Annotated in this window: 10 protein-coding genes; 8 read left to right on the plus strand and 2 right to left on the minus strand. The window is 47.6% G+C overall.

Translation table 11 applies throughout. The annotated features are described in order from the left end of the window. The first annotated feature begins 87 nt into the window (after positions 1 to 87). The 7 genes from MHI55_RS11280 to MHI55_RS11310 all read left to right on the plus strand — a co-directional run bounded on the left by MHI55_RS11280 (position 88) and on the right by MHI55_RS11310 (position 9,780). Positions 88 to 1,401: an extracellular solute-binding protein gene (locus tag MHI55_RS11280; protein WP_340390030.1), complete on the plus strand. Its 1,314-nt coding sequence runs from the start codon at positions 88 to 90 to the stop codon at positions 1,399 to 1,401. 101 nt (positions 1,402 to 1,502) lie between these two features. Then, a complete protein-coding gene (locus MHI55_RS11285) occupies positions 1,503 to 2,384 on the plus strand; it encodes a sugar ABC transporter permease (RefSeq protein WP_036609591.1) in 882 nt (293 codons plus the stop codon). Positions 2,385 to 2,420: 36 nt separating this feature from the next. Next, positions 2,421 to 3,275 (plus strand): carbohydrate ABC transporter permease, encoded by an 855-nt coding sequence (locus tag MHI55_RS11290; RefSeq protein ID WP_235193817.1) that lies wholly within the window; start codon positions 2,421 to 2,423, stop codon positions 3,273 to 3,275. 30 nt (positions 3,276 to 3,305) lie between these two features. Further along, positions 3,306 to 5,087: a sensor histidine kinase gene (locus MHI55_RS11295; protein WP_340390031.1), complete on the plus strand. Its 1,782-nt coding sequence runs from the start codon at positions 3,306 to 3,308 to the stop codon at positions 5,085 to 5,087. Beyond that, complete coding sequence (locus MHI55_RS11300) at positions 5,084 to 6,670, plus strand: helix-turn-helix domain-containing protein (RefSeq protein WP_340390032.1); 1,587 nt, start codon at positions 5,084 to 5,086, stop codon at positions 6,668 to 6,670. Before MHI55_RS11295 ends, MHI55_RS11300 begins: the two co-directional genes overlap by 4 nt. Positions 6,671 to 6,760: 90 nt before the next feature. After that, entirely contained in the window at positions 6,761 to 9,337 is a 2,577-nt protein-coding gene (locus tag MHI55_RS11305; RefSeq protein ID WP_340390033.1) for a glycoside hydrolase family 2 protein, read from the plus strand. A gap of 215 nt (positions 9,338 to 9,552) precedes the next feature. Beyond that, positions 9,553 to 9,780, plus strand: coding sequence for a hypothetical protein (locus tag MHI55_RS11310; protein ID WP_047842410.1), 228 nt, complete (start codon positions 9,553 to 9,555; stop codon positions 9,778 to 9,780). Positions 9,781 to 9,897: 117 nt separating this feature from the next. Here the strand turns inward: MHI55_RS11310 and MHI55_RS11315 are convergent, their stop codons facing one another. Beyond that, positions 9,898 to 11,013, minus strand: coding sequence for an FAD-dependent monooxygenase (locus MHI55_RS11315; RefSeq protein ID WP_340390034.1), 1,116 nt, complete (start codon positions 11,011 to 11,013; stop codon positions 9,898 to 9,900). A 270-nt stretch (positions 11,014 to 11,283) separates the two neighbouring features. Here MHI55_RS11315 and MHI55_RS11320 point away from each other — a divergent pair, with 270 nt between their 5' ends. Then, entirely contained in the window at positions 11,284 to 11,766 is a 483-nt protein-coding gene (locus MHI55_RS11320) for a MarR family transcriptional regulator (RefSeq protein WP_036609579.1), read from the plus strand. Positions 11,767 to 11,864: 98 nt separating this feature from the next. Here MHI55_RS11320 and MHI55_RS11325 read toward each other — a convergent pair whose 3' ends face one another. Then, positions 11,865 to 12,164 carry a hypothetical protein gene (locus MHI55_RS11325; protein ID WP_047842412.1) on the minus strand — a complete coding sequence of 100 codons (300 nt, stop codon included), beginning with the start codon at positions 12,162 to 12,164 and terminating at the stop codon, positions 11,865 to 11,867. Positions 12,165 to 12,295 lie beyond the last annotated feature (131 nt).

Here is a 12,295-nt window from a genome sequence, read left to right on the forward strand (position 1 = left end):
CCCTGCATCCGTGGATCGTCACCTTACGGTATGATAGCGTTAACATTTACAATAAGTGTATTCAAATCGCCGAGGGGGATTATAGAGATGTTGAAAAAATGGCTTTCGGGTTTCCTGACAATAACATTGTTCTCCATTATTCTGGCTGGCTGTGCTGGCGGGGACACTTCAGAAGGAGGCAGCGGCAATGACAAAGTAAGCGTCACACTCTGGCACAACTGGACCGGACAGGATGCAAAGGCGGTTGCGATGCGCAAAATAATTGAAGATTTCCGCGCGGCGCATCCAGATATCGAAGTTGTGGATGAAGGCTTGCCAACAGATGGTCTCAAAACCCGGCTTCGTACGGTGGCCGCTGCCAACGAGATGCCAGACCTGTTCGTGATGTGGCCGGATGCCATGACTAAGGAATTTGTCAAAGGGGATCTGCTACAGCCCATTAATGCAGAGCTGGACGCAAAGCCGGAGTGGAAAGACAACTTTATCCCGAATGCACTGGATGGATACACTGTGGACGGGAATATCTACTCCGTGCCGATGAATCTGGCGCCAAGTTCTTTCATTTATTACAATGAAGCTCTTTTCAAACAGTACAACGTAAAAGTACCTGAGACATGGGCGGAACTGGAACAAGCGATTGCTACTTTTAATCAAAATAAAGTCATTCCCATGGCACTTGGCAACAAGGCCAACTGGGTAGCTCAATCTACGATATTCAGTACACTGGCTGATCGGATTACCGGCACAGACTGGTTCCTGAAAGCGGCAGCACAAGAGGGTGCAAGCTTTACCGATCCACAATTTATTGAAGCCTTGAACAAGATGCAGGAGCTTGGCAACACCAAGGCATTCCAGGATGGATTCAATAGTATCGATGAGACACAGATGATGCAGCTTTATTTCCAAGGTAAGGCAGCGATGGTCATGAACGGCGGATGGGCCTTGGCAAATCTGGTGAACAATGCACCTGAAGAGGTGTTGAACAACACACATATTACGATTCTTCCTCCAGTGGACGGAGGTCAGGGTGAACCAAGAACAACATCCGGTGTAGTAGGAACCGGGTTGGGTGTAAGTAAAAAGCTGAGCGGTGCACAAAAAGAGGCAGCGATGGAGCTGTTCTATGCGCTGGCAGGACCTGATGGTCAGAAGGCCACATTGGATAGCAGCACATTGGTGAGTTACAAGATTGATCTGGACAAAACCAAAGCACATCCATTGTTCGTAGAATTATATGATCTGATGCAAGAAGTGAAGATCACGCCAGTATACGATTCCAAGCTGGGATCGGCAACGGTTGAGGTTATTAATAATGCATTGCAAGAGTTGCTAATGGGCGGCAAGGCTGAAGACATTGCAGCCAAAATTCAGGCAGCTCAAGCCAATGCAGTTAGTCAGTAACCATTCGTTAAAACCCCTTCCCGGCAGGGGAGGGGTTTTAAGTATGAATGGGATAGTCAGTTGCAAGTTGGTAAAGGCATTTATCGAAGGGAAGTGAACAGATGAACGCACTGCGCAGTCGGCGTTTTATTATGCTGGGGTTGGCCCCGGCAGTCATCATTTATGCATTGTTTGTATTTGTACCGGTCGTGTGGTCGGCATACTACGGTTTCTTCAACTGGTCCGGCATCGGCGCATCCAAATATATTGGTATGGATAATTACGTGGAGATCTGGCATGATCCTGTATTTTGGCGGGCACTGAAAAATAACGTTATTTTTGTGTTGGCATCGGTGTTTGGACAAATTCCGTTAGCGTTGATGTTGGCGGTCATATTACACAAAAGCAATCCATTACAGCGGTTTCTGCGCTCAGCCGTATTTCTGCCGATGGTGTTATCCACTGTCGTTATCGGTATGATCTGGCAGTATATCTATCATCCGCAGATCGGGATATTGAACTTTCTGCTGGACGCTCTGGGGCTGGAAAGTTGGAAGCTGCAATGGCTTTCCGATGACAAGATTGCCATTTTCTCATTGGTACCGCCGCTGCTCTGGAGCTTTGTCGGGTTGTATCTGATTATCTTTATCTCGGCACTACAGAATATTCCAGGCGAGATTCATGATGCTGCCAAAATAGACGGTGCTTCAGGAATCCGGAAACTGGTGTCGGTCTCTTTGCCCATAATCTGGGGTACGGTTCAGGTAGCGATCATTCTATGTATTTCGGGTAGTCTGAAATCATTTGATCTGGTCTACATCATGACCAAGGGTGGTCCGGCACATGCGACGGAACTGCTTGCAACGTATATGTACAATTCAACCTTTACAACATACCGATATGGTTTTGGTAGTGCGATCTCCACAACCATCGTACTGATCTCCCTGCTGCTGATCGGAACAAGCCAGTGGCTAACTAGTCGCAAACGAAAAGAGAATCAATAGAGAGGAGGAGTTATCATGCGCGTGACACCTGTATCCATGCCATCACCACAAAGCAGCTCGGGCCATCCGATTCGCCGTCTACGTAGCGGAATTGTTTGGACGCTGCTAACGGTCTATGGTATTTTAACATTGTATCCGTTCTACTGGCTCGTGATTAGTGCATTCAAAACAAATGAAGATTTCTATAGCAGGCCCTTTGGTCTGCCGGAAAACTGGAATGTTGCCAATTTCAGCAATGCATGGGAAAGCTCCAGGCTGGGAACCGCTTTTGGCAATTCACTAATTGTATCGGTGGGATCACTTATTCTGACGCTGTTTATTGCAGCGCTGGCTTCATTCATCCTGGCTCGTTTCCAGTTTCGCTGGAAAGGGTTGATCATGACCTTCTTTGTTGTTGGTATGCTCATTCCGATCCATAGTACGCTTGTCCCCTTATTTATTCTAATGAAACAGATGTCCTTGCTAAATACGTACTGGGCCTTAATATTACCTTATACGGCTTTTGCATTGCCTACGGCCATTTTTGTGCTTACGGCTTATCTGACAAGTGTTCCACGTGATATTGAAGAGGCAGCTTTCATTGATGGAACAGGACTTTGGGGGCTGTTTACCCGGATCATGTTACCCATGTCTGTACCTGCGTTGTCAACGGTTACGATCCTGAGTTTCCTGCATGCGTGGAATGACTTTTCATTTGCGCTTGTATTCATCAACAAAACCGGATTGAAAACGTTACCGCTGGCCATTGCGAACTTTGCGGATGGGTATCAAACCGATTACGGATTAACGCTTGCTGCCATGACCCTATCGGTCATTCCAACCATTATCTTGTATCTCATATTCCAGGAACAAGTTATGAAAGGCATGACAGCAGGAGCTGTCAAAGGATAAGCGAAAGCGCATCCAGAGGAGGAGAAACGTTTGGCACGCTGGCTCACATCTTCGTTACAAAGGAAGCTATCGGTCGTCGTGACGGCTTCAATGATTGTGCCATTGCTGGCGTTGGGTCTGTTCGCCTTTCTGATCTCTTCCCGCATTACAGAGCAAAAAACAAAGCTGTCCGGCATGGATACGCTGAAACAGGTGGAAGCGAATCTTCGTTATATGTTACAAGATGCCGAGAACCTATCGATTTTTCTGATTGGAGAACGGGACATCCAGCAGTATCTTAGCCACAATGAAGATCATGAGCTGGACCGGGTGGATATCCTGGGCAGGATGACCAATCTGGCGGCTTCCAAGAAATATATCGCCAACATCGCCATATATCCGGGACGTTTTGATGCCACATTGTCAACCGCTACCTGGTATGTATCCAATGAATCCAACCTTTCGTATCCCTCTGTTCCAAGCGGTGAAGCAGTCAAACAATGGACAGGGGTATACCCGGTGCAGAATTACGCGGGTATTCAAAATGTGATCACATTGGTTCGGCCAATCCGTAGTATCCATGATTATCGACCCATCGGCTGGTTAGCCATTAGTCTGGATGAGAAGGCCATATCCAAGGGATGGGCGGCTCTGGGATTAGGCAGAGGGCAAGGCAGACTGGAGCTCATCGGCAGTTCTGGAGAGATTCTGTCTTCGATGGACAAATCCCGGCTTGGACTTAAGCTGGAAGGTGTCGAACCAGGGATTACGACGTTAATTCAGGATGGCGGTAGCGGAACCACCACGTATGGCAGTGGTGACGATAAACGGACGTTGCTCTATTATCCGGAAGAATTGACGGGGTGGACGTTGGTTGGAACAGTCCCATACGACCAGTACAAGTCCGAGAATCGGTACATTCTTATTCTAACCGGCTGCGCCGTTGCCATGTCTGCTGTGATCAGTGCTGGCTTGGTCTGGTTTACGGTGCGGCGTGTGACGAGGCCGCTTCGTGTGCTTACCCGGCATCTGTCCCGAATTGATCCGGAACGCCCGCTTCCTCTGTTTCGATCTGAAAGTGATGACGAGATTGGCAGGCTTGGGGAGAGTTACAATCTGCTCGGTGCACATATTCAGTTATTAAAGGAAGAGGTTATTCGAGGTGAAGCTCGCAAAAAAGAGGCAGATCTTCGGGTGCTTCAGGCGCAGATTAATCCGCACTTCCTATATAACACGCTCTCTTCCATTCACTGGATTGCCTTAATGTCTGAAGAGAAGAGAATTGCGGATATGGTTGAGGGCCTGAGTGATTTTCTGCGTATCAGCTTGAATAATGGTCAGGATTACTGCCCTGTGGAACAGGAGATTGCTCATATTCGCCATTATGTGCGTGTGCAGTCGATTCGTTTCCCTGATCAATTTGTGTTGCATTATATCGTAGATCCAGCGCTTGAGAAGCGAATGATGCTGAAGTTATTGCTGCAACCGCTTGTTGAGAACGCCATGATTCATGGCATTCAGCCCAAAGCAGGCGTGGGTACCATCACTATAATGATTCGTAAGGACCCGGATAATGAACAGATGAATGTGCTGGTGCTGGATGATGGTGTAGGCATGGAGCCGGACAGACTGGAGCAATTAAGGATAAGCATTAGGGAATGGAAGGGAAAACAGCCGGAAAAACAGCTGAACCAAGGCGGTTATGGGCTCTGCAATGTGAATGAGAGACTGCTGCTCCATTATGGAGCGGATGCACAGCTTGAAGTAGACAGCAGGGTTGGGGGAGGTACCCGGATTTCGTTTTCCATTCCAATCTTGGAGGGTTTACCATGAGACTATTAATTGTTGATGATGAAGTGATTATCCGTACAGGGCTTGCCAGCGTTATCGCTTGGCATGAACTCGGAATTGAACTTCTTCAACCTGCTGCCTCGGCAGAGGAGGCGTTAACACGCATGGCTGAGGAACGTCCGAATATCCTGATGACGGATATTCGGATGACAGGCAGATCAGGGCTGGAACTGGCAGAAGAGGGCCTGCGATTGCTACCTGAGCTGGAGGTCATTATTTTGTCCGGATACGATGACTTTTCTTATGCCCAACAGGCGATTCGCCAAGGTGTTACAGATTATCTGCTCAAAACAAGTAAGCCGGAAGAGATCATCAAAACCGTATTACAGGCCAAACAGCGCATCACGGAACGTTGGGCAGAGAAGTCCAGAGAGGGACAGCTTATGCGGGAGAATCGAGAGCGGTTATTTGCTGGATGGATCATTGATGGTGACACCGCTTCGGGCCATTTTCCTTCATTCTTGCGATCTGATGCTGGAAAAGAGGCAGGGGTTGTTGGCCTTGATGATGAACAGATTCTCAGACAAGTCATTATTCTTCGAGCAGAGGGTTGGGATCGATCCTCGGATGCGCTATTACGATTTGCGGTCCAGAATACCCTGGAGGATATGTTATCTGGTGCCATTGCTCATGTAGAGAAACAGCAAATTATCTGTGTAGTTTCATGGCCGCCTGTGGAACATGAAACTACGTTCAGGCTGGAGAGTGCATTACGTCGGGTGGAGCAATTACTGAAGTGCACCCTGCGCGCAGCGGTAGGTCTGCCTATGCGTGGATATGCAGATCTGCACGAAAGCTACAGAACTGCTTCAGCTGCCTTTCGATATCGGGGTTTGATGGATGATAAAGTATGGCATTATGAGCACTTTCAGGATCGCCGAGGTGGTAAAACTGTACTTACACACGAAGAGGAGACCAGACTTGGTACAATATTGCTGGATAATGATTCAGTCACGTTAACGACTTGGACGCGGGAACTTGTGGCTAATCTGATTACAGAACCGGAGGTCACACCAGATTCGTTCAATGCTTGTCTGCACTCGGCCGTTATTGCAGGTCATCGCTGGCTGACTCGCACAATGCGAGCCACAGGGCGTGAAGAACCCGCAAGGCTCGAGCCTTGGTTGCCGGAACCGGATGGCGAGGCTGCGGAGCTCGGGGATATGCTGTTTCATCATCTGTATGGTCTGATGCATGTCTATCATAGCCGAATGGGTCAGGGACAGGCTGCCCATGTGCAGAAGGCTATTGGTTATATTGAATCTTCATTGGCGCAGGATATTAATCTGCAGCAGGTAGCTGGACATGTTCATTTGCATCCAGGTCACCTCAGTGAACTGTTTAAAAAAGAAATGGGTGTGACCTTCGGAGATTTTGTCACCGATATGCGTATACGAAGAGCGATGGATATGCTCGCGGTGTCTCCAGCGAAGGTCAGTGAAGTCGCTGCAATCAGCGGCTACGAGGACGTGAAATATTTTAGCAGACTGTTCAAAAAACATACGGGCAAGACCCCGAGTGAGTATCGCGAAGAGGCGTTGTTGTTCAAGCCTTCGGGAAGTTAGAAATGAGCAGATTAGGAAACATGTTTTACCTTTCTGCAAACGTTTTCGATATGGTATTACTCAGGGTTATTGGAGAGTGAGGGCATACTGATGAAGACCTATAGTTCAAGTCAGGATTTATCGGGACAATGGAAGATACAGCATTTTGAAGTTGGAGAGAAGCGGGCAATGGATGTGGCAGCAGCTGCGCTGGATGACCGTTTCTGGATCGGGGCTGAAGTGCCTGGCGATGTACATGCTGCATTGGTTGAGCGCAGTATCATTGATCCGCCCTATTACGGACATAATGATGCCAAAAGTCGCTGGATTGAGCAAAAGGAATGGTGGTACCGCACAACCTTCAATCTGGTGAGCGATGCAGAGACGGAGGAGCACTTTGAATTGGTGTTCGAAGGATTGGATACGTTTGCAACGGTATATGTCAACGGCCATGAGGTCGGGAAAACGGCCAATATGCTTATGTCACATGCATTTGATGTAACGTCTCTGGTACGCAGCGGCTGGAATGCGATTGCTGTCAAGTTTGATCCGCTTCACCTGCATCACCGGGACAAAGAAACCTTTGACTGGTCCTCGTATACGAAGGAACGGCCATGGTTGCGCAAAGCAGCGATGAACTTTGGCTGGGATTGGGGTCCACGCATGGTTACGGTGGGGATCTGGGGTGCGGTAAGGCTGGAAAAACGAACAATCGCCAAGCTGGAAAGTGTATATGCTCGAACGGAATCAGTCAGTTCAGAGCTAGCTGTTTTACATGTCACGGCGGATGTGAAGTCGGTCTTGTCTTACCGTAGCAGACAGAAACGTGAGCAGGCTGTGGTTGCGACCTGTAATGTTCGTCTGTTGGATCGCAGCGGACACGAGGTGGCAGCTGCCATTGAACTACCCGCAGTGGGAGGCAAAGCAGATACCACATTAAACGTAACGTCACCTCAGTTATGGTGGACTCATGATCTGGGTGAGCCGTATCTGTATATGCTGGAGGTTACATTATTCGCAGATGGCGTTGAGGTGGATCGTTATAGCGAGCCTTATGGGTTACGAACGATTGAGCTGGCTCTTCACAATGAACGGGGTGAAGATGCGTTTGCGTTTATCCTGAACGGAGTCAAGATCTACGCCAAGGGAGCCAACTGGATTCCGGCTGATCATCTGATTGGCGCCATCCCGAACTCTCGGTATCGTGAGCTTGTCGAGCTGTCGGTGGAAGGGCATATGAACATGTTGCGTGTCTGGGCTGGTGGTATATATGAGAAGGATGTCTTCTACGATGAGTGTGATCGGCAAGGAGTGTTGGTGTGGCAGGATTTTGCATTCGCGAATGCACTGTTCCCGGATTTCAATCGTGATTTCATGGATAATGTACGGCAAGAGGTAGAAAACAATGTCTTACGTCTGCGTAACCGTGCCTCGCTTGCCCTCTGGTGTGGGAATAATGAAATAGATTGGCTCTATGATATGAAGTCTGCAAGTGGAGATATTACCAGCCCGTTCTACGGTGAACAGATCTATCATGAGCTAATCCCTGAAGTGCTAGAGCGATTGGATCTGTCTCGTCCGTACTGGCCTTCTTCGCCGTTCGGAGACAGCAACGGTCAGGATGCGAATGACCCGGATGTGGGGGATCGCCACAACTGGCAGGTATGGCATGGTTCGGTCTATCCAAGGAAGCATGGAGAGCCACCACTGCTGGACTACAGTATTGAAGGTGTAACGTTCAAAAATTACAAAAACGACCATGCATTGTTCAGTAGTGAATTTGGTATGCACGCCTCGGCCAATCGTTACACACTGGAGAAAAATATGCCCGCAGGTCAGTTTTACTGGGGCAGTCCGGAGATGGCCTATCGTAACAAAGATACCAACCACCAGAAAGGTATTTTGCTGATGGAGGGTTACACAGGGATTCCGCAAGATATAGAAGAGTATATGAACTACTCCATGCTTACTCAAGCAGAAGGGCTGCGATATGGAATTGAACATTTCCGGCGCATCAATCACCGTAACAGCGGTGCGCTTGTATGGCAATTGAATGATAGTTGGCCAGGAACAAGCTGGTCCATGATCGATTATGAACTGCTGCCGAAGGCATCCTTTTATTATGGGAAAATATTCTTTCATCCTGTTCTGTTGTCACTGGAGCATGAGCCAGGTGAGCCGCTTGCGTTGTGGGTTGTGAACGATACACGTGACGTCTTGAAAGGGGAGCTTCGACTCAATGTCTATGCATTGAATGGAGAGAAGATCTACTCCAGCTCACATGCTGTTGAGGTAACATCCCAATCCTCACGGTGTATTGCTGAATTAACTGAAGTACAGGTGTTACAGGGTAGACGCGCGGAGGAAGTAATGGTTGAGTTGGTATCCGAAGGATTTGCGGCACCGAGTAATCGATACTTCTTGAGTGATCCTAAGGATGTGAAGTTGCCAGAGTCGCAATTGAGCGTGCATGTGAACGAGGAGGAGCAGTCTGTTACGGTTACGGCCAGTGGTGCGATTGCACGATTGGTGAAGCTGGAGCTTCCCCTTGGGCGTGTCCGATTCAGTGACAATTATTTCGATCTGCTCCCCGGTGAGAGCCGAACAGTGAGACTACGTCATCCAGAGCAAACGTCTCTGCCTCTGACGGAACTTCGAGTTAGTGCCATGAACGGCAGAGAAGGATAAAATAATAATCACAGACTTCGAATCTTATTCGAGGTTCAAGGTGGTAATCCTGAGCAGGGATGCCACCTTTTTTACTTTTGCAGCAGGGTGAGTTCCTGTCGTTGTGTCAGGTGGTTTAGTCCTTATTCCACAAGCGAAACTTCCAATCGGGTTCACGTCTTGAATCATTAAGGTTAGAATGATATAGAGAAATCGTTTTCAAAGGAGGTGGATTCATGTCATTTGTCTTTTATCCGGAGATGGTTATATTCATTCTGATGTTGATCCTGCTGATTATTGGTATTGTATATATCGTACGTAAAAGCAAACAAGTATTGCGCCGCTTAAGCAATCTGGAGAAAGCAGTATATGAAAAAGATAACATCTCATCCTATCCGAAGGACGTGGATACTGTACAAGAAGCACCCAGAGAAGACACGTTTGCTCCACGCAAACGAAAATGAAGAAGGATACGGAATTACATAAAAAAGATAAACCAACAAACCAAAGAGCCGATTCTTCTCTATGAGGAAGTGATCGGCTGTTTGGGCATATAGACATTTTACTCGTATTTACTGGGTTTAGAGAAAGGATTCATACCGCTGTTGGAAAGAGGATTCCATCTCCACTTGTCGTGCAAGTTGCTGCTGTACCTTTGCACCGCGAATCGTCTGAAGTTCCTGAAGTTGTGCAGTGGAACTGAATTGATCTGCAGCCATTTGGACAAGTAATTCGGAGAGCACATCCGCATCTTCGAGCGCGGCATTAAGTCCAAACGCACCGGTTGGTGTCATGGTATGAGCGGCATCACCGATGAGTACAACATTGTCCTGTGCCCACGACGGGCAATAGCTGCTTTCGACAGATAACAGAACAAAATCACTCCAGCTCTGAATGTTGGCAGCTACAGAATCAGACAGGCAAGGAAAAGCAGATACAAGTTTATCTACAAAAGGAGAAATCGGCTGCTCTCGCAGCTTGGAGTAAGCTCCTTCGGGAATGTTCCATCCAATCTGAACATAACCGCCGAACTGTGAGAACAGTGCGAGCTGTTGACCATCCATGCTGGCCATTCGAACAGCGGGTTCCCAACCTACGGGTGCCGGAATGCGTGCCCAGAGCAGATCATACCCATGCTTACGAATCTCCGGGGTCATACCGGAATGTTTGCGTACAGCAGAGTATCTGCCATCAGCACCCACAATTACAGATGCTTCAATGGAGGCAGGAACACCCTTCTGCCGAATGTTAATACCCACGACCTGGCCGTTCTTGTCTCGTAACAAACCGGTCATAATCGTATTGAATAGTACTTGTTCGTTTGAATTGTGCTGCTGAGCATGCGACACGATGGCTTCCAGGAGATGATCTTGGGGTACATGAATACCAACATGAGATTCTCCATTGCCCGGTGATACCGTATGAATAATCTGCCCATTTTCCCAATACTGAATCTGTTCCAAGAGCAGCGCTCCTCGTTCCTGAATGAGGGAATAGAGGGCGTGTTTATTCAAAATGGCTTCGCCATCCACATTAAGCAACTCCCCGCGAAACGACTTGTGCAGGTGGGGCTGCCGCTCAATGAGCATCGTGGAGATTCCTTTTTGATTCAGTAAATAAGAAAGCAAAGCACCGCCAGGTCCCGCGCCGACGATGCAAACATCCGTTTTGAGTTGTGATTGTGTATTCTGATTCATGTGCATAAGTCCCTTGCATTATAATGGTGACGCTTTATTTACTTTATAACAACAGATTTATTAAAATCATTAAGTAACTAAAAGTAACTTTAAAGATATAGGTTATTATAAACAAACCCGTTGCCATAATGCAATAGGCGAAACCCAAAATAAAACAAGAGTCTTGCAGTCAACGATAGGGTGTCGGATACAAGCGCATTTTTCACAAACATCATAGTGTAAATATGTTACAATATAAGGTAGGTTATGATGAAAGGCGGAGGAACGTTTATGAGCCCGGATACGGAGCGAAACTCTCAATTGGCAAATGTAGATCAATTGTTGGAGGCCTTCTTCAGATATAAAAACAAAGTATTGGATCAGCAGCAGAAGACCGAAACCAACTGTAAGCTGAATCCGACAAAAAGTCATATATTGGGCATGATTTTACGTGAAAAACGTTGCATGGCGGTTGATGTGGCCAGACAACTCAGTTTGTCTTCCGGCGCAACCACCATTGTACTGAATCAACTGGAGACGGAAGGGTTGATCCAGCGGGTGCGCAGTGAAGAAGACCGGAGAATTGTGTGGCTGTCCTTAACGGATGAAGGCGCGCAGCTTGCCAAGACACTTAATGCGAATCGTGGCCGAATGACGTGGGAATTGTTGCAAGCACTTTCCGAAGAGGAGCAACAGCAGATGTTTGGCATGCTGAAGAAAATTGAACTGAAACTGCTGGAGAACATGAAGTCGTTTGAGCAGATCCACCGGTAGTCCATAATATGACTTGATTCCTTGAAGACGTCAGTCCTCATGAGTTCGTCCCTAATTGCGGGGGGATGAACCTTGAAGACTGGCGTTTTTGAGTTGGTTTACAAATGAAAGCGAACCACATGATCTGTCATGCCTTCTTGGATCAAAATTTCTTTTTGCTTGCTGCCCATCAGGTCAAAGTGGGGAAAGGGCTGCCGACGATGAATGTATCGCGGGTCCAGCCCATGATCGTTGCACCAACGTTCGAGACGTTCCAGATCTGCACAGCCAACTTTGGTGACACTGGTGATACCGGGAAATCGGTTGTCAATCCAGAAATGAGTGAGGTACGCAATCTCACCCCGAGCCACTTGTTCCTTCCACGCAGCAAGCTCTTGTCGTTTAATTCCAAATGCCATAGATGCAAGTTCCTTTCCAAACGGGTATTGTCCTGAGCATATTGTAACATCTTATATACAGAATCCATCAGAAATCTTTCATTAAGACTAGTCTGAGGCGAGTTGATTGGGTATATGAATATGACAACATT

It is taken from the genome of Paenibacillus sp. FSL E2-0151, from assembly GCF_037993015.1.
GTDB lineage: Bacteria > Bacillota > Bacilli > Paenibacillales > Paenibacillaceae > Paenibacillus > Paenibacillus amylolyticus.

Bases quoted from the DNA above. Each gene is read 5' to 3' on its own strand.
- MHI55_RS11325 (WP_047842412.1), bottom strand. From the start codon at position 12,164: ATGGCATTTGGAATTAAACGACAAGAGCTTGCTGCGTGGAAGGAACAA.
- MHI55_RS11315 (WP_340390034.1), bottom strand. From the start codon at position 11,013: ATGAATCAGAATACACAATCACAACTCAAAACGGATGTTTGCATCGTC.
- MHI55_RS11310 (WP_047842410.1), top strand. From the start codon at position 9,553: ATGTCATTTGTCTTTTATCCGGAGATGGTTATATTCATTCTGATGTTG.
- MHI55_RS11290 (WP_235193817.1), top strand. From the start codon at position 2,421: ATGCCATCACCACAAAGCAGCTCGGGCCATCCGATTCGCCGTCTACGT.
- MHI55_RS11280 (WP_340390030.1), top strand. From the start codon at position 88: ATGTTGAAAAAATGGCTTTCGGGTTTCCTGACAATAACATTGTTCTCC.
- MHI55_RS11285 (WP_036609591.1), top strand. From the start codon at position 1,503: ATGAACGCACTGCGCAGTCGGCGTTTTATTATGCTGGGGTTGGCCCCG.
- MHI55_RS11300 (WP_340390032.1), top strand. From the start codon at position 5,084: ATGAGACTATTAATTGTTGATGATGAAGTGATTATCCGTACAGGGCTT.
- MHI55_RS11305 (WP_340390033.1), top strand. From the start codon at position 6,761: ATGAAGACCTATAGTTCAAGTCAGGATTTATCGGGACAATGGAAGATA.
- MHI55_RS11320 (WP_036609579.1), top strand. From the start codon at position 11,284: ATGAGCCCGGATACGGAGCGAAACTCTCAATTGGCAAATGTAGATCAA.